A 22,772-nucleotide genomic window follows, 5' to 3' on the forward strand; every position below is an offset into this window, starting at 1 on the left:
TGCCACACGCCGCGGTTGCGACGCAAGCGCGAGGCCGGCGGGTGCCGGCCCTCCGGCACTCTAACGTTTCGCGCGCAGATTTCATTTCGGGAAAAGGAGGTACTGCCCCGAAAAAGGAGGTACCGCCCGGTTGCCGCCGGGAGCCTCGCGATGCCTCGGGTTGGCGTTTCGCGCTTGTCGTCGCATGTCGTTGTCGCAAGACCGCCGCACAGGCCTGCGCGACAGGCCTCAGAGCGCGCCGATCTCCTTGAGCTTGTTCAGCACCAGCTCGTTCGGCTCGCCGGTCGCCGGCAGGCGGTAGTGCTTCTCGAAGGCCCGGATGGCCTCGCGGGTGCGGGCGCCGGCGACGCCGTCGACGGTGATGTCGGCATAGGCGATGTTGCTCAGCCCCTTCTGGATCTTCATCACCAACGCGCTCGACGGGCCGGGGCCGGCGGCTTCCGGCGCAGGCGCCGGGGCGGGTGTCGCCTCGGCCTCGGCGGCGCGGATCGCAGCGGCGACCGGATCGATCGCCGTGCCGGCCTCGCCTGCGCCGTCTTTCTCGAGCGGCCGCTCGGTCGGCAGCACCGCCACCTGTTCGGCCGCGCCGGCCGCATCGGCCTCGAGCGCCGCAAGCAGGCCGGCATCGGGCGCGCCGGTGACGGCAAGCCCGCGTTCCTGCTGGAACCTTTTGATCGCGGCGATCGTCTCGTCCTCCAGGCGCCCGTCCGGATCGCCGGCATAGAAGCCCTGGCGGGCAAGCTCCGTCTGGATGTCGAGCACCAGCTCGCTCGGCTGGGCGGCCGCTTCGCCGGCGCCCTCGGCCCCATCCTCGCCCTCGCGCCGGATGACGAAGGTGGTGACGTCGGCCGGCTGCTGGCGCAGGGCGGAGAAGCCCAGCGAATTCTGGCCGGAGCGGGTCTTCAGGATCGGCGAAGGATGGCCGCCCGGCTGGTACCAGAGCGCATTGGCGGCGACGAACGAGAAGACGACGGCAAAGGCGGCGCCGCCGCCGACGATCGAGGGGTGGCGCGCGGCAAAGGCGCCGAGCGCCAAGAGCGAACGCTGGAGGATGCCCGGTCCGGCCGCCTGGCGCTTGCGCGCGGCGGCGGTCCTGCCCTTGCCGGTCCCGCGGTCAGGCTGTTTTCGCGCGCGTGCCGTCATGGCCCCTGCCCCCGTTGGCGTTGGATCCGAAATCCTCCCTCATGGCTGCCGGTATCGCATCGTTTCTTTCGCGGCGAAACAGCCGCGGCGGAAATTCCCCGGCATTGTCGAAGACGCGCTCGCCGCCCTCGCGGGCGCCCGTTCCGTCGGCCGGCAGGCTGATCGTGATGCGCGTGCCCTCGCCCGCATCGCTGCGGATGACGAAGGTGCCGCCGTGCAGGGCGACGAGCCCCTTGACCAGCGACAGGCCGAGGCCGGTGCCCTCGTACTTGCGGGTATATTCATTCTGGACCTGGACGAAGGGCTGGCCGATCACGTCGAGCTTCTCGGCGGGAATGCCGATGCCGGTGTCGCTCACCGTGATCACGAGGTCGCGGCCCTTGCGTGCGGCGTCGATCATGACCATGCCGCCCTTGTCGGTGAACTTCACCGCGTTGCCGACGAGGTTGATGAGGATCTGCTGCAGCGCGCGCTGGTCGGCGATCGCCTCGCCGACATCGCAGGGCACGCGGCTCGACAGCTTGACGCCCTTCTGGCGCGCCTGCAGCGCCAGCATCTGCTCACAGGCCTTGATGCTGTCGGCGACCGAGAACGGCTCGAGGACCAGCTCGTAGCGGCCGGCCTCGATCTTGCTGACGTCGAGCATGGTGTTGACGACCGACAGCAGGTGGCCGCCGGACTGGTGGATCAGGGCCACGTATTCGCGCTGGCGATCGTTCTCCAGCTTGCCGAAGTACTCGCCGGCCAGGATGTCGGAGAAGCCGAGGATGGCGTTCAGCGGCGTGCGCAGCTCGTGGCTGACGGCGGCGAGGAAGCGGGTCTTGGCGTCGTTGGCGGATTCGGCGGCGGCCGTCTTGCGGGCGCTGTCGTGGCGCAGCTCGGCCTCGTGCGAGATGTCGCGCGACTGGGCGAGGATCGAGGCGAGCAGACCGGAGGCGTCGCGCACCGCCGTCAGCTCGACGCGGACATGCAGGAACTGCGGCCCGCCGTCGCCCGGCTGGCGCTGCTCCAGGCGGAGGTCGACGCCGACATGCGCCTGGCCCTGGCGCAGGCGGTCGATCGCCTGCAGGAAGCCGAGCCGGTCGGAGACGTGGATCTGGTCGATGAAGCCGCGCCCGAGCGGATTGCGCATGGAGCGGAGGAACGTGTCCCGGTCGCGGCCGTGGACCGCGGTGACGTGGCCGCGCGGATCGTGCAGCGTGACCAAGCCGGCAAAGAGATCGTAGCAGGCGGCCGGATCGGGCCCGGCGGCAGCGGTCGCAGGCGCGGCCGACGGTTTGCCGGTGCGGCGGCGCGACAGCGCCGAGGAGGCCGCCGTCGCCAAAAGCCCGCCGGAGGCCGCAAGCGCAGCCCCGGCCGGAAGTGCCGCCGAGACGGGCATGACGGTGGAGAGCGCCAGCGGCACGAGCGGGAGGGCGACCACCGAGGAGAGCAGGATCGTGCGCAGGCGAGCGGGCGCTGCGACGCCGTCGCCGGGGGCCCATGCCTCACCGGTAACGGCGGCCGCGAAGGCTGCCATCCTGTCAGCGATGTCACTCAAGAGACGCACGCAATACCCTGCCGTCGGTTATTCTTTTATGTGGCCGCAGAATCGCACCGGCGACTTATAAAAGGATAAACAGGCGGGTTCGGAAATGGGTCAAATCGGCCCATTCCGGGCGTTTCGGAGCGATCCGGACGGCATTTGAATTTCGTGGTTAATGGCAGGTAAGCGCCTCAAAATGCGGCATTTTTTCGTTCGCGTTAACCTCTCGGGCAGAGGTGGCGCAAGGGGAATCCCCAACTTTCCGGGGCTTGGTCCGAGGGCGGCTGCCTTGATGCTTAACGCCAACCGCTAGAATTTGCGATAAATGCGCGGCGACGGCGATTGCTTCAAATTTTATGCAATTTTGAGGAAAAGCCGAGCGATTCCCGCAAAGGGCCATTTTCCTGTATCCCCTATCGTCGCATCAACGGCTCCGAACCTTTAAGCAGGACGGGGCGTTCAACAGGCGGCAGCGGCCGACAAGAGCCGCGCCGGGAAAACAGGGGCATGGTCCGGTCCGTCGGGCATGCACCGTCAACGAGGATGGGCAAGGCGATGTGGTTTCTGATCAAGGGAGCGTTCTGGTTCTCGCTTGTGCTGGTGCTTCTGCCGCTGTTCGACACCGACGCGACGCAGAAGCTGGAACGGGGGCCGGCGGTCGAGCTCGGCGACACCGTGAGCGCGGCCAGCGAGGCGATCACCTATCTTTCGGCCATGTGCCTGGAGAAGCCCGAGGTCTGCGAGAAGGGCGCCGAAGCCTTCGTGGCGCTCGGCCACCGGGCCCGCGAGGGCGCGCATGTCGCCTACAAGCTGCTCGATTCCCAGTTCGCCGATCCGACCGAACAGGCCGCGCTCGGCCAGCCGCTGCCGGAACCGGCGGCCGCCGTGGGCGCTGACGACGCCTCCGCGGATGCCGACGCCGTCGTCACCGGAACGGTGGCTTCCAGGACGGCCGCCTCCGCACAGGCGGAGATGCCGGCTGCGGTCGCCATCCCGACGCGCCGCCCCGATCGGGCCGGCTGAGGCCGCCCGACTGCCGGTGGCCTGCCTGCCTGATCGCCGTTCGACTGCCTGAGTGCCTTTCAGACTGCCCGACTTGTTGCTTTGCAACCGCCGCGAGGACAGCCCATGCCTCGCGGCGTCTTTTTGTTTGCGGCAGGCAATGACGGCGACGCGGTTCAAATCCCGGCCCAACTGCACTATATGTCCGGCAGAAGCCAAATGGACGCGACATGACACAGCTTGCCCAGATCATCGACGACTTCGCCTTTCTCGACGAGTGGGAGGACCGCTACCGCTATGTGATCGAGCTCGGCAAGGCGCTGCCGGAGCTGTCCGAGGACAAGCGGACGGCCGACAACAAGGTGCAGGGCTGCGCCAGCCAGGTCTGGCTCGTGACCCATTCCGACGGCGCGGCGGATCCGGTGCTGACCTTCGAGGGCGATTCGGACGCGCATATCGTGCGCGGGCTCGTGGCGATCGTGCTCGCCGTCTATTCCGGCAAGCCGGCCTCCGAGATCGCCCGCACCGACGCGATCGACGTGTTCAACAGGATCGGGCTGGTCGAGCACCTGTCGTCGCAGCGCGCCAACGGCCTGCGCTCGATGGTGCGCCGCATCCGCGAGGAGGCGACGGTGCGCGTCGCCGCCTGAGGCGGCGCTTCCCTCCGCCGCCCCGCCTCCACATCGGCTCGCATCCCGCGTTCCGGCCACCTCCCTCATTCCGGCGGCACCGGCCCTGAAAGACGACCGGCCATCTCCGGCCGGTAGCCCTCCGCACCCCAGGCGTGGCTGCGTCGCCGCGACGGCTGCGACTCGGGGGCGTAGTGGCGGGCGAGCGCCATCAGCGCGGCGCGCAGCATCAGCTTGGCCGAGCGCGCCGGCCACTGGCGTTCCCGCTCGACCGCCTCCAGCCCCTTGACGAAGCAGCAGACGTCGAGCGCGACGCCGGAAAGCTCCGGCCCCATCGCCGCGATCGCCCGCTGCAGGCGGCCGCGCGCGGCCACGGCGGTATCGGAGATCTCGCGGGCATGGCCGAGCTCGCCGCCGTTGCGGCCGGCAAGCCGCGGCTCCCAGTTCATCGTCAGCCGCGGCTGCAGGCCGGCGCGGGTGAAATCGCGGGCCAGACGCTCGCCGGCCGCGATCGCAGCCTCGGGCAGAAACGGCGCGCCGGCCTTGTCCTTCAGGCGCGCCAGTGCGGCGAGCGGCGACTCCAGCCGGTTGACGCTGACCTCCTCGCGCCCCGCCGCCGTGACGAGCCCGCAGGCGGCGACGTCGCGGTGCTGGTCGAGAAAGCCGTCGGCGCCCGACAGAAGCCGGCGCAGGTGGCTGCGGGTCTCGGGCGAGGCGCGCAGCAGACCTGGCTCGCCGACCGCAAGGCCGAGCCGGAGCGCCTCGGCGACCACCGCGCGGCCGACGGTCGCCTGCCGTCCCCCCGACGCTGCGAGCCGCAGGGGATCATCGCCGGACACCGTGGCCTCGCCGGCGGCTGCGAGGAAGCGGAGCAGCGCGGCGAGCGGCCGGCCGCCCGCGGCCCTGGACGGCTTTTCCGGCCTACTCATGCTCGGCCGCTCCGGCGACGGCGAAGACGGTGAGCGTGATGCGCTCGAGGGTCGCCACGAAGTCGTCGAAGGCGCGGTCGTCGCGCCGGTCCTCGACCACGTTGCAGGCATGGCTGACCGTGGTCCGGTCGCGGCCGAAGGCGGTGCCGATGTCGGCGAAGGACAGCTGCAGCGCCACATGGCAGACATACATGGCGATCTGGCGGACGTGGGCGGCGAACCGCCGGCTGTTGCGCCGCTGCGGCGGATGGTCGGCTGCAAGCAGCAGAAGTTCGGCGACGAGCTGGCGGACGGTGCGGCAGACCGAGCGGGCGGACGGCTCGGCGCGGTGGAACCGGCCCGGCCCGGTGAGGGCCACGGCATGCAGCCGGTCGCTCCGGGCACGCAACCGGGCGCCGGCCCGGCTGGTCCGGCCCGGCCGGGCGCCGGGGTCGCGGGCGGAAAGAGCGAAGGACGGGAAAGCGGTGTCTGACATGGGCGTAACTCCTTTGTAGGAATTTATTCATACACCCTATGCCGGAAACGGGGACGAATGAAAGGCATGCCGGCCATCATCCGCTGTATTTTCAGCGGAATTTTGGATGGCCGTCCCCAATTTAGGTTTATTTTCCCATTTATGTGCTTGACGTTGCAAGAATCAAATGAATGATCGTTGTCGAGCGTGAAAGACCGGAAATTGAGACAGCGAAGAGATTATCGAGGCGGCGGCAAACGCCGTCCTCGATATGAACATTGAGGGCATATTCACGCTTTCTTTTGCCCGGCAGATCGCCCTCGCTGCATTAGTCGCTTCGTGTAACGCTCGCCGCGCTCGTGAATCATCGCTGTGAGCTCGTTGTCCAACTCGATGAGCTTGTTTGCGAGGTCCACCAGTTTTGTAATGTCGTAGAAGCGCTTGGGTATCCCGCCAATGTGCTTTCGCTCGACATAGTAGGGCGGCGAGAGAATGTATGATGACTTTCCAATGCCCGGAAGACCAGCGTACACCAGCAAAGAATGGGCGACCGCATCACGCTCCTCACCTAGCGCAAGCAATCGCTTTATGATGTCCGACAGAGCGGCGAGTGTCTTGGCCTTATGCCCTGTAGCCTTTTGAGTGAGGATAGGCTCTAGCATCTTGAACCGGCTCTGGCGGCTATTTATGTTCTGGAAAACGAAGCTCGTAAACTGCGGGTCTTTCCCTAGTGGCCGCAACAGAGAGTGGATTGACGTTTCGCAACTTTCGTAGGTCGTGACGACCTTGCCTACCCCAATGAGCAAGAGGTCAGGATCTTCGCAGATGTCGAATTCCTCGTACTCCTTCCATTTCGTTTTGTAGAGTTGGACGTTTAGCTTTTTGGGATTTGACATGTCAGAGCCCATGAAAAGAAGAAGACAAAGGCGACGAGGTTTTGAAACGGATGCTCAAGACCCCGCCAGATCCGAAAGTCCCTCCCCGAGCGACCGCCGCCGCAAACGCGAACGCGATGCGGGCATGGGTGCCCGCATCGCGCGGAATAAACGTCCGGGAGGAGGACGGCCTCGGCGGCGCTTCGGGCGCCGGGGCCTCGGGGAGGATCGACAGGTTCGACGCGGGCCGATGGTCCGGCCTGCGCGCGGTGGGGAGCGAAGCGCGGGCGCTTCGCTGCGGCGTCAGCGCTTGCCCTTGCGGCGCTGGCCGAGGCCCATTTCCTTGGCGAGGCGCGAGCGGGCTTCCGCATAGGCGGGCGCGACCATCGGGTAGTCGGCCGGCAGGTCCCACTTCTCGCGGTATTCTTCCGGGGTCATGCCGTAGTGGGTCATCAGGTGGCGCTTGAGCGACTTGAACTTCTGTCCGTCCTCGAGGCAGATGATGTAGTCGTTCTGGACCGACTTGCGGATCGGAACGGGCGGCTTCGGCTTTTCGGCCTGGATCGGCGCCTCGGTGACGACGACGGGCTGCGAGGTGTTGTTCAGGGCCGAATGGACATCGGCGATCAAGGTCGAAAGCTCTGCAACCGGCACGACGTGGTTGCTGACATAGGCGGCAACGATATCGGCTGTCAGCTCAACTAGCAAATTGGAACCGTTACCGTCGGTAATCTCAGTCATCTTCTTCTCCTGTGGGTCGAACCGCCTCACTCGCCTGCGCGAGGGCGGAACAAACTTCGCTCTCTTGCAAAGCATACCTTTGTTTGGCTGGGTGAATCTGCCCGCGTCCGTGAAAGGACGCCCCCACGAGGTCAGAATTCACTAGTCGCTAATATTACTTCCGTAACCGGAGCGCCCCTCGGCCTTCCAAACCTTTGTCACAACCGCGCCGGAAAAAGCGCACTTTAGAATGGTCGCAACTTAGACTGGAGCTCGTCGCGCAAGCAAATTCAACACAGTAGCTTTACTTGGACTGGAATAGCATCGTTTATGCCAAAGTCCAATATTATTTTGCCCAAGATCAAATGAATCTTGTACATCCCCCAGTTGGGTGAAAAACCGAGAAAAAATGGCGCTCAGCGGGGCAGTTCAAGCCCCCGAAATCGCATCACTTCTTCGTGTGATCGCGCATCTCGTCGCAGGTGGCGTGGCGCGACAGACGATAGCCGGCATGATGCGCGGCCTTGGCAACAAGATGGGCGGCCACCGGCGCCGTCAGGATGAAGAAGACGAAGCCGGCGAAGGCGCGGGCGAGGATGGCGAAATCGAAGGCGTGCAGGCCGGCGGCGATCAGCATCAGGCCGGAGCCGACGGTGCCGGCCTTGGAGGCGGCGTGCATGCGGGTGTAGACGTCCGGCAGACGGACGACGCCGACGGCGGCGAGCAGGGTGAAGATGCCGCCGCCGACCAGCATCACGGCAACGACGAGCGCGAGCAGGACGGCCATCACCGCGCCCTCCCCCGTCGCCTTTGCGGCCGGGCCCTGCGGGCCTCGGGCGGCCTGCCGTGGCGCCCGGGGGCAGCGGCGAGCGGGTCGCGGTCGTCCTGCGGCATGCCCTGGGTCAGCACGAAGCGGGCGAGCGCCACCGTCGCCAGGAAACCGACCAGGCCGAGCGAGATGGCGATGTCGATATAGAGGTTGAAGCCGGTCTTGATGGCGATGACGGCGAGGAAGCCGATCGCGATCGCCACCAGCATGTCGAGCGCGACGATCCGGTCCGGCAGGGTCGGGCCGTTGACGACGCGCCAGACGGTCAGGAAGAAGGCGACGCACATCAGGAACAGGGCGATCGCGCAGGCGGCAAGGACGATGGTCTGGGCCAGGGGATCGGCGGTCATCAGCGAAGGGCCTCCAGGATCTTGCGTTCGAAGCCGTCGGCGATGTCGCGCCTGACGGCCGTCGGGTCGGAGCAGTCGAGCGCGTGGACATAGAGGAAGCGGCGGTCGTCGGAGACGTCGACCGACAGGGTACCGGGCGTCAGCGTGATCATGTTGGCGAGCAGCGTGATCTCGATGTCGCGGTCCACCTTGAGCGGGAAGGCGAAGATGCCGGGCTTCAGGTCCATCTTCGGGCTGGCGACGAGGATGGCGACGCGCCAGGCCGACAGCGCCAGTTCCTTGACGAACAGGGTCAGCAGCGACAGCAGCTTCCACGGCCGCACCACCGTGCGGGTGCCCGCGAAATCGCGCCGGATGATCCAGAGCGCCAAGAGCCCGAGCAGGAAGCCGAGGACGAGGTTGAGCGGCGAGAGGCTGCCGGTGACGGCGGCCCAGACGATCGCGAAGATCAAACCGGTAACGATCGCCGCCATCATCGCGCTCCCTGCGGAAAGACCGAGTTCACATAGGCCGAAGGCTCCGCCAGGAGGCTCGCCGCCGCCTGGATCTGCTGCAGCAGCGGATCGGGATAGAGGCCGATCGCGACCGTCAGGGCCACAAGCGCCGACAGCGACAGCATGGCGCTCGCCCGCGGGGCCGGATCGGCCGCCTCGGAGGCGGTCTTTTCCGGCCGCCAGTAGGCGAGCGCCCAGACCCGGCCGACGGCGATCATGGTGAGGAAGCCGGTTGCGAGCACGGTTGCGGCCAGCCACCAGGCGCCGATGTCGATCGCCGCCTTGGCGACCATCACCTTCGGCCAGAAGCCGGAAAACGGCGGCATGCCGGACACCGACAGGAACAGCACCAGCGACAGGGCGGAGAAGAAGGCGGCGCGGCCGTAGAGCCCGCCGGCGCGGTTCAGGTCGAAGACGCCGGAGAGCCGGCCGGCGATGCCGGTGGCCATGTAGAGCGCCGTCATCACCACCATCGAATGGAGCGCATAGAACAGCGCCCCGCCGATCCCGCCGGGACCGCCGACGGCGACGCCGGCCAGCATCACGCCGATGCCGGAGATCACCAGATAGCCGAGCAGGCGGCGGGTGTCGCTCTGGCCGATGGCGCCGAGCGCGCCGAAGATCATCGTGGCGGCGGCGGCGACGGCGATGAGGAAGCTCAGCGCATCGCCCTCGACCGGAAAGAGCATGACCATGACGCGGATCAGCGCGTAGATGCCGACCTTGGTCAGGAGCCCGGCAAAGAGCGCGGAGACGACGATGCGCGGGGTGTGATAGGAGGCGGGCAGCCAGAAATTGACCGGAAAGGCCGCGGCCTTCATGCCGAAGGCGAGCACGAACAGGACGGCGAGCGTCATCAGCGGCAGCCCCGGGCGGCGCTCGGCGGCCTTCACCGCGATGTCGGCCATGTTGAGCGTGCCGAACAGGCCGTAGAGATAGCCGACCGCGATCAGGAACAGCGTCGTGGCGACCAGGTTGAGGAAGGCGTACTTGATCGCGCCGTCGATCTGCTTCGGCTCGGAGCCGAGCACCAGCAGGCCGAAGGAGGAGATCAGCAGCACCTCGAACCAGACGTAGAGATTGAAGATGTCGCCGGTGAGAAACGCCCCGGAGACGCCGGCCATCAACAGCAGCAGGAACGGATAGAAGCCGTAGCGGCGGCCGGAGGCATCGATGCTCTCGGCGGCGTAGAGCCCGCCGGCAAGGGCGACGATCGCCGAAAACAGCGCAAACAGCGCGCCGGCGAGATCGACGGTGAAGGCGATGCCGAACGGCGGCAGCCAGCGGCCCATGACCATGGTGACCGGCCCGCCTTCGACGACGCGCCAGAGGAGCAGCGCATCGAGCATAAGCAGGACGGAAAGCGCCGCGATCGCGAGCGGCGGCTGCAGCCGGACGTCCTTGCGCAGCATCAGAAGGACGGCGCCGCTCAGGAGGCACCAGGCGACGGGCAGGATCACCAGCCAGTCGGCCACAGGCGGCGGCGCCAGCACCAGCGCCCTGGAAAGATCGATCGCGGAAGCGGCGGGGGCGGCCATCGTTCTAGTATCCCGTCGGCGGTGCTGGGTCGGTGGCGGGCTCGGCGACGCGCATCTCGTTGGCGTTGTCGGTGCCGAGATCCTGGAAGGCGCGGTAGGAGAGCACCAGCAGGAAGGCGAAGAAGGAGAACGAGATCACGATCGCCGTCAGGATGAGGGCCTGCGGCAGCGGGTTGGCGGTGACGGCCACCTGGTGATCGGCGCCGGCGGGAATGATCGGCGGCACCTCGCGCACGATCCGGCCGGTGGTGAAGAGCAAGAGATTGACCGCATTGCCGAGGATGGCGACGCCGAGCAGGATGCGCACGAGGAACTTCGACAGCATCAGGTAGACGGCGGCGGCAAAGAAGATGCCGATCAGGAGCGCGAAGGGAACCTCCATCAGATGTCCTCCCTTTCGAGGGCCAGCGCGATCGAGGTGACGGCGCCGACGACGACGAGGTAGACGCCGAAATCGAACAGCATCACCGTCGACAGCGGCACCTCCACGCCGAACAGGCTCGGATAGATCCACAGCCCCGTCATGAAGGGGACGGCCGCGAGCATCGACACCAGCCCGGCGATGCAGGCGAGCAGCAGGCCGAAGGCGGCGATCGTCATCGGGTGGAACCACAGCGCCTCGCGCACCGGGCGGATGCCGCGGGCGATGCCGTAGATCGCCAGCGCCGAGGCGGCGATCAGCCCGCCGATGAAGCCGCCGCCCGGCTCGTTGTGGCCGCGGAGCAGCACGAAGACGGAGAAGAGCAGCATCAGCGCGGTGAGGAAGGGGGCGAGCGTGCGGAAGATCACCGTGTTCATGGCTGCTGCTCCTCCTTGATCGCCTGTGCGGAAGGACCGCCTGCCGGCCCGGCGGCGGTTGCCGCGCCCTTGCGGATGCGGATCAGCGACAGGATGGCCAGCCCGGTGGTCATGACGACGGCGATCTCGCCGAGCGTATCGGTGCCGCGGAAGTCGACGATGATGACGTTGACGACGTTGGCGCCGTGGGCGATCGCCTTGGAATAGAGGTCGAAGAACTCGGTCAGCACCGGATCGAAGCGGCCCTGCGTCACCTTCAGCAGGTAGAGCGAGAAGCCGAGCCCGCAGGCGATCGCCACCGCGGCGTCAGGCAGTTTCTGCCCGAGCGGCCGGGCGTCGCGCGGCTGCAGGTGCAGCCGCGTCATGACGAGGGCGAGGATGACGACCGACAGCGTCTCGACCATGAACTGGGTGAAGGACAGGTCCGGCGCGCCGAAGAGCAGGAACAGGAGCGCCACGGCGAAGCCCTGGATGCCGAGCGCCAGGATCGCGTTCAGCCGGTTCTTCGCCGACAGCACGCCGAAGACGCCGGCGAGCGCCAGCGCCATCACCGCGATCTCGTGGAACTGCGCATCGGCCGGCCAGATCGGCAGGCGCGGCCATTCGCCGTAGAGCGCGAGGGGCACGAGCAGGGCGAGCGCGACGACGACGAAGGTGGTCGTCAGGTAGGCCTCCATCAGCCCCGGCTGCAACAGGCGCGTCAGGCGATGCGAGACGCGGACGAGGCCCGTCATGACCTGGTCGAAGCCGCGGTCCGGTCCCCAGCCGATATCCTCCACCAGCCGGCCAGCGGCGGCGCGCGCGCGCTCGAGCAGCAGGAAGACCGCGATGCCGAGCGCCACGGTCACCGCCGACAGCAGCAGCGGCAGGCTCGCATGCGGCATGGCGGAGATCGTCACCGTCTCGGGTTCGCCGGCGATGGCGGTGGCGAGCGGCGAGGAGACCATCGGATGGACGAGCCCGGAGAACAGGCCGGCGCCGAGGCCGAGGAGTGCCAGGACCACCGGGCCGAGCCAGAGCAGCAGCGACCCCTCATGCGGCGCCTTCGGCGTTTCGACGCGCGGGCCAAGGAAGGGCTTCAGCGCAACCGCGAAGGCGACGGCGAACATCATGGCGTTGCCGATCACGGCGGCGAGCGTGAAGGCGATCGCCCTGAGGCTGCCGCCTTCGAGCGCCGCATAGACCTCCTCCTTGGCGAGGAAGCCGAAGAACGGCGGCAGGCCGCCCATCGACAGCGCCGCCAGAAGGGCGGCGGCGAAGGTGACCGGCATCAGCCGCGCCAGGCCGCCGAGGCGGGTGATGTGGCGCGTGCCGGTCTCGTGGTCGATCAGGCCCGCGACCATGAAGAGCGCGCCCTTGAACAGCGAATGGGCCACCAGATAGAGAGCGGCGGCGGCGGCATGCTGCGAGCCGAAGCCGGTCAGCATGACGAGCAGGCCGAGCGAAGCGACGGTGGTATAGGCGAGCATCAGCTTCAGGTCGGTCTGGCGGATCGCCAGCACCCCGCCGACGAGCAGGGTCAGCCCGCCGAAGGCCGGCAGGATCGTCTCCCACGGCGTCGTGCCGCCGAGCACCGGATTGAGGCGCATCAGAAGGTAGACGCCGGCCTTCACCATCGTCGCCGAATGCAGGTAGGCGGAGACGGGCGTGGGCGCCTCCATCGCGTTCGGCAGCCAGAAATGGAACGGGAACTGCGCCGACTTGGTGAAGGCGCCGCCGAGCACGAGCACGAGGATCGCCGCATAGAAGGAACTGGCCCGCACCTCCTCGCCGAAGGAGAGCAGGAGCGACAGCTGGGTAACGCCGGTGACGTTCCACAGCACCAGAAGGCCCGCGAGCAGGAACAGGCCGCCGCCGCCGGTGACCACCAGCGCCTGCAGCGCCGCCCGGCGCGAGGCCTCGCGGCCATGGTCGAAGCCGATCAGCAGGAAGGAGGTGATCGAGGTCAGCTCCCAGAACACGAACAGCATCAGGAAGCTGTCGGAGGCGACGAGGCCCAGCATCGCACCCATGAACATCAGGATGAAGGAGAAGAAGCGCCCCTGATGCGGATGGCCCTTCAGGTAGCCGCCGGAATAAAGGACGATCAGCGTGCCGATGCCGGAGATGAGCAGCAGGAAGGCCAGCGACAGCCCATCGACCAGCCAGGAGAAGCTGACATTGTAGGCCGGCACCCAGGCATAGCCGCCGGTGACGACTTCGCCTGCGGACACCTCGGGCAGGAACCGCCAGAAATGCAGGAAGATCGCCGCCGGGAAAAGCGAAAGCGGCCAGGCGGCACGATGGCCGAGGACGCGGGTCAGAAAGGGCGCGGCCAGCGCACCCAGAAACGGCAGACAGAAGGCGATGAACGTCATTGCCATTTTTTCCGTCTGCATCCCCTCTCCCTCGTCCCGTGCCCTTCCGCCTCGCCCCCGGCCGGACACCGATGCGGCAGGCGCTCCCCTCGGACGGCTGCCGGTGCGCCGAACGCGCGAGTCACCGGCACAGCCAGTGCGCTGTTTCTATGTCGGTATCGCCGAAATGGCCACCCTTGAAAAGCGGAAGCGGCGCGTTTTTCCGGGCCGGCGGGCGGGCAAGGCAGCCGCTGCGACGGCGCGTCGGTCCGCAACGGCCGGCGGCTCAATCCGGCGTCACCAGGGCCAGCGACGGGAAATGGGTCCGGTAGTGCCCGACATCGCGCGTGATCAGCGCCAGACCGGCCACCGCCGCATGGGCGACGATGACGAAATCCGGAAGGACGCCCGACCCGATGGCGCGCCGCTCCGGCTCGTCGGAGAGGATCGCCACCAGCGCGGAGGTATCGAGCACGATCATCGCGGCAGACCGTCGTCGCCGTAGCCGAGGATCTCGTCGGGACTGCGGTCATCCAGCACCGGAAGGGCGGCACAATCGAGCGCGATGCGGTCGAGCTGGTCGGCAAGCCGGTGATTGTCCCTGGCGCTATCCAGACGGGCAAGCTTTTCCTCCAGCGCGTGGCGCACCGCCCCCGTCAGCGTCTCACCGGTCCTTTCGGCCAGTTGCCGCGCCAGCGCATGCGTCGCCTCGTCCTCGATGTTGAGCGGCATTCCACCCTTCCTCTCTTCTTTCCTCCATGCAGGAAAATAGGGCGTCCGGCCCCGCCGGCGCAATGCCGCGCGGCGGCGATTGCAATCGCCTGGGCCCGCCCCTACATCAAAGCGCAAAAGGAGGCGCTCATGAGCGAGACGGTCAGGCTGAAGGTGGTCAAGTCGGACGAGGAATGGCGGGCGGTGCTGACGCCGGAACAATACCGGATCACGCGCCAGCACGGCACCGAAAGGGCGTTCTCCAGCCCGGATTTCGACAGCTCCAAGACCGGCACCTATCATTGCATCTGCTGCGACCGGCCGCTCTACAGCTCGGAGGCGAAGTTCAATTCCGGCACCGGCTGGCCGAGCTTCACCCAGCCGATCACGCCGGACGCGGTGACCAGCCACCGCGATCTCTCCTACGGCATGAACCGCGTGGAGATCCGCTGTGCGGACTGCGACGCCCATCTCGGCCACGTCTTCCCCGACGGCCCGCCGCCGACGGGCCTGCGCTACTGCATGAACGGCGTGGCCCTGGCGTTCGAGGAAAAGTAGCCGCGCTGCCACTTCGCGCGCAGAAATACCTTAAAAATGAACGGCTTGGCGACCGCCGCTGAAAATCCGATTCCGGGATTTCCGTCCGCGCGCCGGCGCGCCGCGCCGCCTTCCGACGCAGATTCGCCTCGGCCGCTCAAGCCCTTGTCAGGCCACGTTTTTCTGTCGGTTCAGGCACAGTTCCATGCAGGTCAGGTCGAGCCAGCGGCCGAACTTGGTGCCGACCTCCTCGAACCGGCCGACGACGCGGAAGCCGAAACTCTCGTGCAGGTGGATCGAGGCTTCGTTCTCCGCCTCGATGCCGGCGATCATGACGTGGATGCCGGCCGCCCGCGCCCGCTCGATCAGGCTCGCCAGCAGCGTGCGGCCGATGCCGTTGCCGCGCACGTCCCTATGCACGTAGATCGAGTGCTCGGCCGTGTGGCGATAGCCGTCGAAGGCGCGCCAGTCGCCATAGGAGGCATAGCCGACCACCCGGCCGTCGAGCTCGGCGACGAGCACGGGGAAGCCGCGGCCGCGGCGGGTGCGGAACCAGTCGAGCCGGTTCTCCAGATCGACCTGCTCGTCGTTCCAGATGGCGGTCGTGTTGGCGACGGCGTCGTTGTAGATCTCCATGACCGCGCCCATGTCGTCCTCGCGCGCATCGCGGATCAGCGCCGCCTTTTCCGTGGTCGCTTGCACCATGATCGTCTGTCCACTATTGTTACGTTATGTCCATTTTAACAGATGAGTTCGACCGGAGTCTAGGGCTGCGCGTCCGCGCCGAGCGCGAGGGGCGCGGCTGGTCGCTGACGGAGCTTTCCGAGCGCGCCGGCGTCTCGCGCGCCATGATCCACAAGGTCGAGCGCGGCGAGAGCAGCCCGACGGCGGCCCTGCTCGGGCGGCTCTGCGGCGCCTTCGGCTTTTCGATCTCGACGCTGATCGCCCGCGCAGAGGCCGGGTCGGAGCGGCTTTCGCGCCGTGCCGACCAGCCGGTCTGGGTCGACCCGGAGACCGGCTATCGCCGCCGCCACATCTCGCCGGCCACGGCCCCCGCCGAGCTGATCGAAGTGGAGCTGCCGCCCGGCGCCCGCGTCGCCTATCCCGCCGCGGCTTACGCCTTCCAGCGCCAGATGCTGCACGTGACGGAGGGGGCGCTCACCTTCGTCGAGGGCGAGACCACCCACAGGCTGGAGGCCGGCGACAGCCTGACGCTCGGCCCGCCCGCCGACTGCGTCTTCCTCAACGGGGGCCCGGAGCCATGCCGCTATCTCGTCGTGCTCTTGAAGGCGGATCGGGCCGGGTGACGCCTGTCCTCCGCCCGGCGCCGCCGCTGGCGAACGTCACGCGCTGACGCAGCTGACGACCGCGCCGTAGTGCACCCCCGCGGCGGCGACGACGAAGCCATGCCAGATCGCGTTCTGGAAGCGGAGGCTCTGCCAGATGTAGAAGATCACGCCCACCGAATAGAGGATGCCGCCCACCAGGATCAGCGTCAGCGTCGTCTCGGACAGGGCGGCGCGCAGCGGCTCGATCGCCAGCACGCCGCTCCAGCCCATGGCGAGGTAGAGCAGGATCGCCAGCCGGTCGTGGCGCCCCGGCCAGAAGAACTTCAGCGCCACGCCGGCGGCCGCGATCAGCCACACGCCGATGAACATGCCGACCAGCACCGGCTCGCGCCATCCGGCTTCGAGGAAGGGCGTATAGGTGGCGGCGATCAGCACGAAGATCGCCGAATGGTCGAGCCGCCGCAGGAACCACTTCACGTTCGAAACGGGCCAGAGATTGTAGGCGAACGAGATGCCGAGGGAGACGAGCAGGCCGGCGCCGTAGATCCAGCTCGCGGCGAGCTGGCCGAAGGTGCCGGCGATGGTGGCGTAGAAGATCAGCGCGGTCACCCCGATCAGGGCAAGCACGACGCCGATCCCGTGGACGATGCCGTCCGCGATCAGTTCATGGCGGTCATAGTGCCAACGGATACCTTCGAGTTCCATGCGACCCCGTTCCACGCGGTACCATGCGGACGTCAGACTTCGAAGGCGCGTCCGGCAGGCCACGGCCATCGGCGCCATGCTGCCCCACTCCCCTCCCGGAAGGGAGCGCCCCTGTCGAGACATTGCGGGACACCCCATGGTGCCAATTGCGGAGGCCACCTTCAAGGCCGGCATGCGCCCGCAACGCCCGGCGGGCTTCACATTTGGTAACCTCGGTAACGGCCGGGGAGTGGTGGAACGACCGGCGGCCGGCTTGCGGGCCTTGCGGCGCATTCCGAACTCGAAGACCGGCGCGACAGGCCACCGCGCCCCGGCCGGGGCCTGTCATCGGCGGGTCGAAGGGAGCTCAGCCGTGGATGCACTCCTCGCACAGCGCCGCATGGGGAACGGCGGCGAGCCGCGCCGGCGAAATCGGATTGCCGCACTTGGCGCAGATGCCGAAGGTGCCGGCCTCGATGCGATCGAGAGCGGCATCGATGGCCGCCAGTTCGCCGAGACCGGTGTTGCCGATCTCCTCCAGCACCTCGTCGTTCTCGCGCTCGGTCGCCCGCTCCTCGGCGTCGGGGTTCGGCGTCGCCTCGAGGTCGCCTTCGATCCTGTGCAGGAGGCGGTGGAGTTCGTGCTTGCGCCCGAGAAGCCTGTCCTTGAATTGTGCGGTATCCAGCATGAGCTGTCCTTTCCAGAAATATCCCGCCGGCATTGCGCGGCAGGACCGCCTGCCCCGGCGCCGCGGAATCCGAATGCACGCCATGGGAGGGATCCGGCAACGCCTCCCCGGCCCGCCCTCACCGAAGGCGGGCGATCGAAGCCTCAGCGATCGACGAGAACAGAGATGGGCGCGTGCCGCACGACCCGGTCCGCGGTGGAGCCCAGCAGATAGTTTGCCAGTCCGGGGCGGTGCGAGGCAACAACGATCAGATCGGCGCCATGTTCCTGCGCGGCGGCGAGAATCTCGCGGGCGCTGCCGCCGTAGCGGATGTCGATCATGGCCTTCAGGCCGAGCTTGTCGCGCATGCGGGCCAGGCGCTCCTCGGCCTGCTTGATCTCCATCTCCACCATGCCGGCGGGAAACTCGATCGAGATGTAGCTGGTGGCGACCTCGATGACGTTGACGAGGACGATCTCCCCGCCTTCCGCCAGAAGGCTGACGGCGCGCCTGAGGATCGCTTCACCGCGCTCCAGCTGGTCCATGGCCACGGGAACGATGATCTTGCTGTACATGCCCGGCTCCCTTTTTCTCCAGTGATGGAGCAAACGTCGCATGCAGAGACTGCGCGCGGCATTGACGAGGATCAAGTCCAATCTGCGATGCCGCGCCACAAGGGCCCCCGCCGGCCCTTCCCGGACGGGGCCCCGGTCGCCCGACGGCAGGCGCATGATCGTCAACCAGGTATTGACAATATTTCACCAAATCATCAGCTATTCCGAACGGTCAGGTCCGGCCATAGTCCGGGGCACCGGTTTTGCCAAACCGGCCCTGCCCGGCCGCACGGCCGACCGGCAGGCACCGACGACGGAATCCGCAGCGGAGACAGTCCATGACCGAAACTTCGGCGCTCGCCTCGCCCACCCATGCCGTCAACATGCCGGCGCATGTCGACCACGCCCATCTCGTCGTCAGCGACCTGCCGATGATGGCGGACTGGTACCGGAAGATCATGGGCCTTTCCGTGCTGGAACAGTCGCCCTCCGGCCAGACGCTCGGCACCGGCGGCAGGCCGCTCCTGACGCTGTCGACCGACGCAAGGGCGGCCCGCGCCTCGAAGCGGGCGCCGGGGCTGTTCCACAACGCCTTCCTGGTCCCCAGCCGCCGGGAGCTTTCGCGCTGGCTGGCGCATGCCGCCCATGGCGGCGTGCAACTCACGGGCGCCTCCGACCACCTGGTCAGCGAGGCGCTCTATCTGGACGATCCGGAAGGCAACGGCATCGAGGTCTACCGCGACCGCAGCCGCGACGAGTGGAACTACAAGCCGGACGGCATGGTGGAGATGTCGACGCTGCCGCTCGACGTGCAGCGGCTCTACGACGAGGCGCCCAGGGACGAGGCCTGGACCGGCCTGCCGGAGGATTCGGCCATGGGCCACATCCACCTGCAGGTGTCCGACATTCCGCAGGCCGACGCCTTCTTCCGCGACGTGCTCGGCCTCGACCTGATGGCGCGCTATCCGGGGGCGAGCTTCTTCGCCTCGGGCAAGTACCACCACCATGTGGCGGCCAACATCTGGAATTCGCGCGGGGCGGCCAGGCGAGAGCCGGCGATGACCGGGCTTGCCGACTACACGCTCCGCTTCGCCGATGCCGGCCGGCTGCAGCAGGCGGTCGACAGGCTGGAGACGATGGAGATCGCCACCACGCGGCAGGGCGGCACCGTCTCGCTGATCGATCCCTGGGGCATCGGCCTGAAGCTGTCGGCGTAAGGAATTGCGGCCGGGCCCGGCCTTTCGGGCCCGTTGCGCGGCACCTCAGTCGTAGAGGTAATGCTCGTCCCAGGCGTCGCGCGGCACCATTTCGCCGATCCTGAACTTGAAGGCGGTGACGTCGAAGTGATCCGGCGTGGTCTCGCACTTGAAGGCGAGCCGGTACCATTCACCCTTGCTGCGGAAGACCGCGCCTTTCGTCTTGAGCATGTTGCCGGACGTCGTCGGATCGCCGAACGAATAGGCGATCACCTTGTCGGGCTGGTAGCCCTCCTTGGCCTTGCGGATGCGGCTCATCGCCTCCATGTCGCAGCGCTGCTCGAGGCGGGTCTGGGGATCGAGCTCCGACAGCTGGCGGCGGATGCTGGCATCCATCGCCGATGCGCCGGGCGCGATGGCGAGAACGCAGACGAGCAGCGGGATGGCGGTCTTCATTCGTATGTTCACTCCGATGCCGGGACAGCCGCTCCTGCGACAGAAATGGGGCGATTAAGAGTCCGAAACCGGATCCGGGTCGCAATATCCACCGGCCGGAAATGCCACCTGCATCCGCGGGCCGCGCCCGGCATCCGGATCGGCTGCGGCCCGCCCCCGGGACGTCGTCCTCGATCCCACGTCTCCACGCCAACGCCCTTTCATTTACGCCGGCAATCGCTTTAACTGTGGCCGGGACCTGGCCGCCAAGGCCGCGCCCGACGCCCGAATTGCCTGCTCGCTGCCCGTCTTCGAACGCATTCTGCATGGGAGGCAACCATGGACCTTGGACGACGCGTTCTCTTGTCGATGCTGGGCACGGTTTCCGCCCTTGGCCTGGCCGGTGTTCCCGCCCTCGTGCGGGCGGAGGCCGGCACGCCGGACGAGGAGGCCATCACCGACGCCTACCTGTATCTGCTGGGTCGCGTCCTCGTCATCCGGCAGGAGCGGATCGACAGCGGCGCTGCGGGCTTTGCCTACAACCAGATCAGGTACAACCCGCTCGGCTCCGCCGACTTCGTCAATCCCAACTTCGATGTCGCCTACCTCGAAGCCTGGCTTGCCGTGGACGAGCGAACGCCCGTGCTCCTCGAGGTTCCCGAGATCACCGGGCGCTACTACACCGCCCAGATCCTCGACGAATGGGGCGAGGTGATCGCCAACATCAACGAGCGCACCTTTCCCTCCAAACCCTTCGGCAGGTTCGCCCTGGTCGCGCCCGGCTGGCAGGGCAGCCTGCCTGCGGACACCGCCCGGATCGAGCTGCACGCGCGCAAGGCCAAGCTGCTCGGGCGCGTCGAGCTCAAGGGCGATCCGGAGGGTGCCCTGAGACTTCAAAAGGCCTTCAAGATGACCGCGCTCGGCACTCCGGTCATCGCCGCGCCGCCCTTCGTGCCCTCGTTCGACAATGCGCGCCTGATCGGCGCGGCGATCTTCGACGACGTCGATGCGAAGCTTGCCAGCGCGTCGGACGTCTCGCCCGTCGCGGCCCGGATGCAGCAGCAGGTGCGCGCCGTGGCCGCACATGTCGCCTCCTCGGCGGAAGCGCGCGCGGCGGTCGACGGGCTCCTGCACGAAACGGTCATTCCGCAGTTCATCGAATACGCCTTCACCAGGAGCGCCCCCTACCGCAACCATTGGGTCGGCGGCGGCCCGACCGGCAACTACGGCAGCGACTACCGGTTCAGAAGCGTCGCCAACTATGTCGGCATCTGGGCCAATACCAGCGACGAGGTGATCTACTTCGCTGCCACGCGTGACGCCAACGAGAAGCCGCTGAACGGCTCCGACAGCTACGTCATCCACTTCCCGGCCGACAGACTGCCGCAGTCGGTCGTCGATTCCTACTGGTCGGTCATCCTGGTCGGCGTGCCCGACTATCGCGTCGTGCCGAACGATCTGAACCGCTACAACTTCAACAGCTATTCGGCACTGCAGAAGGAACCGGACGGCTCGCTGAAGATCGCCATCGGCCCCAGGCCCGTCGCCGGCGTCGCGGAATCGAACTGGCTTCCCTCTCCGCAGGGCAAGCCGTTCTCGCTGACCTTCCGGACCTATGTGCCGAAGGACGAGGTCCGGGACGGACGATGGGCCCCGCCGGCGGTGACGCCCGTCAAATCCGGGTGAACTGAACCGGGGCCGGGTTCGGTCGTTCCTGTCAACTCTTTCCCAAGGCCCCGGCACGGACGGCCGGGCCGCAACGGCCGGCGATGCCGGGAACCGCAGGCGTTTCCGTGCGTTCTCCCTGCAATCAGGGGACCCGCGCCATGCACAAGATTTCGTTGGCATCCATCCAGGAGATTGCACAGAAGCGAGAAGGACGGGCGCTGGCGCGGCAGGGCGAGGCGGCGGTCCGCCTCGTCGGCGGGGCTGCGGCAGACGAGCCGCCGCCCTCGATCAGCGGGCTGGAACTCTCCTGGCGCTGGGCGATGATCGGCATCTTCGTCATCATGGCGCTCGGCGCCATCTATCTGATGGCGCACATCCTGATCCCGCTGACGCTGGCGGTCGTCGTCGGCCTGATCCTCGGGGTGGCGGCCGAAAAACTGAACGACCTCGGCATCCCGCCGCTGCCGACGGCACTCCTGCTGGCGACCGCCTTCGCCACCGGCTCCGTCTTCGCCGTCGCCGCCCTTTCCGGCCCGTTGATGCGGCTCGCCGCCGAGGCGCCGGAGATCGTCAACGCCACGATCGAGCGGTTCACGCCGCTCTTGAACCGGCTGGAATGGCTGCACCTCGACCCGCGCAGCTTCACCGCCGGCTCGGTGACGCTCGACGGCTTCCTGGAAAAAGCCGGCAGCGTGCTCGGCATGGTCACGGCCGGGATCACCCCTGCCCTGATCCAGGTGCTGATCTTCTTCGCAGCCCTGGTCCTGTTCCTCTCCGGCCGGGTGAAGCTGCGCCGGATGCTGATCCTCGCCTTCCCGCACCGCCGCCAGCGGCTGACGGCGATCCGGGTGATGAACGCGATCGACTGCTCGCTCGGCTACTATTTCGCCACCGCCTCGCTGGTCTACGGCGTGCTCGGGCTGATCACGACGGTGATCGCCTTCGCCGGCGATCTCGGCCTGCCCTGGATGTGGGGGCTGTTTGCGTTCGTCTCCTCTTTCGTGCCCTTCCTCGGGGTGACGGTGATGACGCTGGCGCTCGTGGCCGGCGGCTTCCTGGCGCACGACACGGTGCTGCTCGGGCTGGCGCCGGCACTGTCCTTTGTCTGCATCCACCTGGTGATCGAGAATTTCGTGCTGCCGGCGATCATGGGGCGCCGCTTCGAGGTGAACGCCTTCGTCATCTTCACCGCGATCGTGTTCTGGAGCTGGATGTGGGGGGCGGCCGGGGCGATGCTGGCGCTGCCGCTCTCGATCATCGGCATGACGATCGCCGACGAATTGCGCCCGGGCCGCAAGGCGCGGCCGACGCTGCCCGGCTGATCTCCGGACGCGACGGCCCCTCTCCCCTGCCCCTGCATCTGCCCCTGCCCCCCTGCGCAGGCGGGCGCGGATCGGGTACAATGCGCT

Annotated in this window: 26 protein-coding genes and 1 pseudogene; 7 read left to right on the forward strand and 20 right to left on the reverse strand. The window is 67.5% G+C overall.

The annotated features are described in order from the left end of the window. Positions 1 to 228: 228 nt before the first annotated feature. Both P0086_RS05750 and P0086_RS05755 read right to left on the reverse strand, forming a co-directional pair. The gene (locus P0086_RS05750; RefSeq protein ID WP_275783454.1) at positions 229 to 1,143 is read right to left on the reverse strand and encodes a peptidoglycan-binding domain-containing protein; all 915 of its coding nucleotides are present in this window, start codon (positions 1,141 to 1,143) and stop codon (positions 229 to 231) included. Next, complete coding sequence (locus P0086_RS05755) at positions 1,115 to 2,692, reverse strand: HAMP domain-containing sensor histidine kinase (protein ID WP_275783457.1); 1,578 nt, start codon at positions 2,690 to 2,692, stop codon at positions 1,115 to 1,117. Before P0086_RS05755 ends, P0086_RS05750 begins: the two co-directional genes overlap by 29 nt. Before the next feature lie 531 nt (positions 2,693 to 3,223). On the opposite strand from P0086_RS05755, the gene P0086_RS05760 reads away from it, so the two are divergent. Beyond that, positions 3,224 to 3,691, forward strand: a complete 468-nt coding sequence (locus tag P0086_RS05760; RefSeq protein WP_162715040.1) for a DUF5330 domain-containing protein — start codon at positions 3,224 to 3,226, stop codon at positions 3,689 to 3,691. Between the two features lie 209 nt (positions 3,692 to 3,900). Beyond that, complete coding sequence (locus P0086_RS05765) at positions 3,901 to 4,320, forward strand: SufE family protein (protein WP_112599256.1); 420 nt, start codon at positions 3,901 to 3,903, stop codon at positions 4,318 to 4,320. Positions 4,321 to 4,385: 65 nt separating this feature from the next. On the opposite strand, the gene P0086_RS05770 is transcribed toward P0086_RS05765, so the two are convergent. From P0086_RS05770 to P0086_RS05830, 13 genes and pseudogenes are all read right to left on the reverse strand, one after another. Continuing rightward, on the reverse strand, positions 4,386 to 5,228 hold the full coding sequence (locus P0086_RS05770; RefSeq protein WP_275783463.1) for a DUF6456 domain-containing protein: 843 nt from the start codon (positions 5,226 to 5,228) through the stop codon (positions 4,386 to 4,388). Then, a complete protein-coding gene (locus tag P0086_RS25285; RefSeq protein WP_345799301.1) occupies positions 5,221 to 5,703 on the reverse strand; it encodes a helix-turn-helix domain-containing protein in 483 nt (160 codons plus the stop codon). The genes P0086_RS05770 and P0086_RS25285 overlap by 8 nt, the downstream gene beginning before the upstream one ends. A gap of 269 nt (positions 5,704 to 5,972) precedes the next feature. Further along, the gene (locus P0086_RS05780; protein ID WP_275783465.1) at positions 5,973 to 6,578 is read right to left on the reverse strand and encodes a hypothetical protein; all 606 of its coding nucleotides are present in this window, start codon (positions 6,576 to 6,578) and stop codon (positions 5,973 to 5,975) included. A 282-nt stretch (positions 6,579 to 6,860) separates the two neighbouring features. Further along, entirely contained in the window at positions 6,861 to 7,298 is a 438-nt protein-coding gene (locus tag P0086_RS05785) for a MucR family transcriptional regulator (RefSeq protein ID WP_112599254.1), read from the reverse strand. Positions 7,299 to 7,725: 427 nt separating this feature from the next. After that, the gene (mnhG, locus tag P0086_RS05790; RefSeq protein WP_112605569.1) at positions 7,726 to 8,064 is read right to left on the reverse strand and encodes a monovalent cation/H(+) antiporter subunit G; all 339 of its coding nucleotides are present in this window, start codon (positions 8,062 to 8,064) and stop codon (positions 7,726 to 7,728) included. Continuing rightward, positions 8,064 to 8,456, reverse strand: a complete 393-nt coding sequence (locus P0086_RS05795; RefSeq protein WP_275783468.1) for a cation:proton antiporter — start codon at positions 8,454 to 8,456, stop codon at positions 8,064 to 8,066. The genes mnhG and P0086_RS05795 overlap by 1 nt, the downstream gene beginning before the upstream one ends. Next, a complete protein-coding gene (locus P0086_RS05800) occupies positions 8,456 to 8,929 on the reverse strand; it encodes a Na+/H+ antiporter subunit E (RefSeq protein ID WP_275783470.1) in 474 nt (157 codons plus the stop codon). Before P0086_RS05800 ends, P0086_RS05795 begins: the two co-directional genes overlap by 1 nt. Then, on the reverse strand, positions 8,929 to 10,488 hold the full coding sequence (locus P0086_RS05805) for a Na+/H+ antiporter subunit D (RefSeq protein WP_275783472.1): 1,560 nt from the start codon (positions 10,486 to 10,488) through the stop codon (positions 8,929 to 8,931). Before P0086_RS05805 ends, P0086_RS05800 begins: the two co-directional genes overlap by 1 nt. Positions 10,489 to 10,492: 4 nt before the next feature. Next, the gene (locus P0086_RS05810) at positions 10,493 to 10,870 is read right to left on the reverse strand and encodes a Na+/H+ antiporter subunit C (RefSeq protein ID WP_148151894.1); all 378 of its coding nucleotides are present in this window, start codon (positions 10,868 to 10,870) and stop codon (positions 10,493 to 10,495) included. Beyond that, the gene (locus P0086_RS05815; RefSeq protein ID WP_112599248.1) at positions 10,870 to 11,286 is read right to left on the reverse strand and encodes a Na(+)/H(+) antiporter subunit B; all 417 of its coding nucleotides are present in this window, start codon (positions 11,284 to 11,286) and stop codon (positions 10,870 to 10,872) included. Before P0086_RS05815 ends, P0086_RS05810 begins: the two co-directional genes overlap by 1 nt. Next, the gene (locus tag P0086_RS05820) at positions 11,283 to 13,664 is read right to left on the reverse strand and encodes a putative monovalent cation/H+ antiporter subunit A (protein WP_275783475.1); all 2,382 of its coding nucleotides are present in this window, start codon (positions 13,662 to 13,664) and stop codon (positions 11,283 to 11,285) included. The genes P0086_RS05815 and P0086_RS05820 overlap by 4 nt, the downstream gene beginning before the upstream one ends. A 244-nt stretch (positions 13,665 to 13,908) precedes the next feature. Further along, positions 13,909 to 14,049 (reverse strand): annotated as a pseudogene (locus P0086_RS05825) (DNA-binding protein); the annotation flags it as partial. Between the two features lie 50 nt (positions 14,050 to 14,099). Further along, positions 14,100 to 14,354: a type II toxin-antitoxin system VapB family antitoxin gene (locus tag P0086_RS05830; RefSeq protein ID WP_275783477.1), complete on the reverse strand. Its 255-nt coding sequence runs from the start codon at positions 14,352 to 14,354 to the stop codon at positions 14,100 to 14,102. A gap of 129 nt (positions 14,355 to 14,483) precedes the next feature. Between P0086_RS05830 and msrB the strand changes: the two genes are divergently transcribed. Next, positions 14,484 to 14,891, forward strand: a complete 408-nt coding sequence (gene msrB, locus P0086_RS05835) for a peptide-methionine (R)-S-oxide reductase MsrB (RefSeq protein WP_275783479.1) — start codon at positions 14,484 to 14,486, stop codon at positions 14,889 to 14,891. Positions 14,892 to 15,038: 147 nt separating this feature from the next. Here the strand turns inward: msrB and P0086_RS05840 are convergent, their stop codons facing one another. Then, positions 15,039 to 15,575 carry a GNAT family N-acetyltransferase gene (locus tag P0086_RS05840; RefSeq protein ID WP_275783481.1) on the reverse strand — a complete coding sequence of 179 codons (537 nt, stop codon included), beginning with the start codon at positions 15,573 to 15,575 and terminating at the stop codon, positions 15,039 to 15,041. Between the two features lie 26 nt (positions 15,576 to 15,601). On the opposite strand from P0086_RS05840, the gene P0086_RS05845 reads away from it, so the two are divergent. Continuing rightward, positions 15,602 to 16,177 carry an XRE family transcriptional regulator gene (locus P0086_RS05845; protein ID WP_275783484.1) on the forward strand — a complete coding sequence of 192 codons (576 nt, stop codon included), beginning with the start codon at positions 15,602 to 15,604 and terminating at the stop codon, positions 16,175 to 16,177. A gap of 36 nt (positions 16,178 to 16,213) precedes the next feature. Here P0086_RS05845 and P0086_RS05850 read toward each other — a convergent pair whose 3' ends face one another. The 3 genes from P0086_RS05850 to P0086_RS05860 all read right to left on the reverse strand — a co-directional run bounded on the left by P0086_RS05850 (position 16,214) and on the right by P0086_RS05860 (position 18,085). Then, entirely contained in the window at positions 16,214 to 16,864 is a 651-nt protein-coding gene (locus P0086_RS05850; protein ID WP_112615812.1) for a hemolysin III family protein, read from the reverse strand. A gap of 346 nt (positions 16,865 to 17,210) precedes the next feature. Then, positions 17,211 to 17,531: a TraR/DksA C4-type zinc finger protein gene (locus tag P0086_RS05855; protein ID WP_112600935.1), complete on the reverse strand. Its 321-nt coding sequence runs from the start codon at positions 17,529 to 17,531 to the stop codon at positions 17,211 to 17,213. A gap of 143 nt (positions 17,532 to 17,674) precedes the next feature. Beyond that, the gene (locus P0086_RS05860) at positions 17,675 to 18,085 is read right to left on the reverse strand and encodes a universal stress protein (protein WP_112600936.1); all 411 of its coding nucleotides are present in this window, start codon (positions 18,083 to 18,085) and stop codon (positions 17,675 to 17,677) included. A gap of 317 nt (positions 18,086 to 18,402) precedes the next feature. Here P0086_RS05860 and P0086_RS05865 point away from each other — a divergent pair, with 317 nt between their 5' ends. Then, positions 18,403 to 19,281 (forward strand): VOC family protein, encoded by an 879-nt coding sequence (locus P0086_RS05865; RefSeq protein ID WP_275783489.1) that lies wholly within the window; start codon positions 18,403 to 18,405, stop codon positions 19,279 to 19,281. 45 nt (positions 19,282 to 19,326) lie between these two features. Here the strand turns inward: P0086_RS05865 and P0086_RS05870 are convergent, their stop codons facing one another. After that, positions 19,327 to 19,716 (reverse strand): DUF930 domain-containing protein, encoded by a 390-nt coding sequence (locus P0086_RS05870; RefSeq protein WP_112600482.1) that lies wholly within the window; start codon positions 19,714 to 19,716, stop codon positions 19,327 to 19,329. Positions 19,717 to 20,034: 318 nt separating this feature from the next. Here P0086_RS05870 and P0086_RS05875 point away from each other — a divergent pair, with 318 nt between their 5' ends. After that, on the forward strand, positions 20,035 to 21,381 hold the full coding sequence (locus tag P0086_RS05875) for a DUF1214 domain-containing protein (protein WP_275783492.1): 1,347 nt from the start codon (positions 20,035 to 20,037) through the stop codon (positions 21,379 to 21,381). A 140-nt stretch (positions 21,382 to 21,521) separates the two neighbouring features. Then, the gene (locus tag P0086_RS05880; RefSeq protein WP_275783494.1) at positions 21,522 to 22,685 is read left to right on the forward strand and encodes an AI-2E family transporter; all 1,164 of its coding nucleotides are present in this window, start codon (positions 21,522 to 21,524) and stop codon (positions 22,683 to 22,685) included. Positions 22,686 to 22,772: the final 87 nt, after the last annotated feature.

The organism is Mycoplana sp. MJR14 (assembly GCF_029210525.1).
GTDB lineage: Bacteria > Pseudomonadota > Alphaproteobacteria > Rhizobiales > Rhizobiaceae > Mycoplana.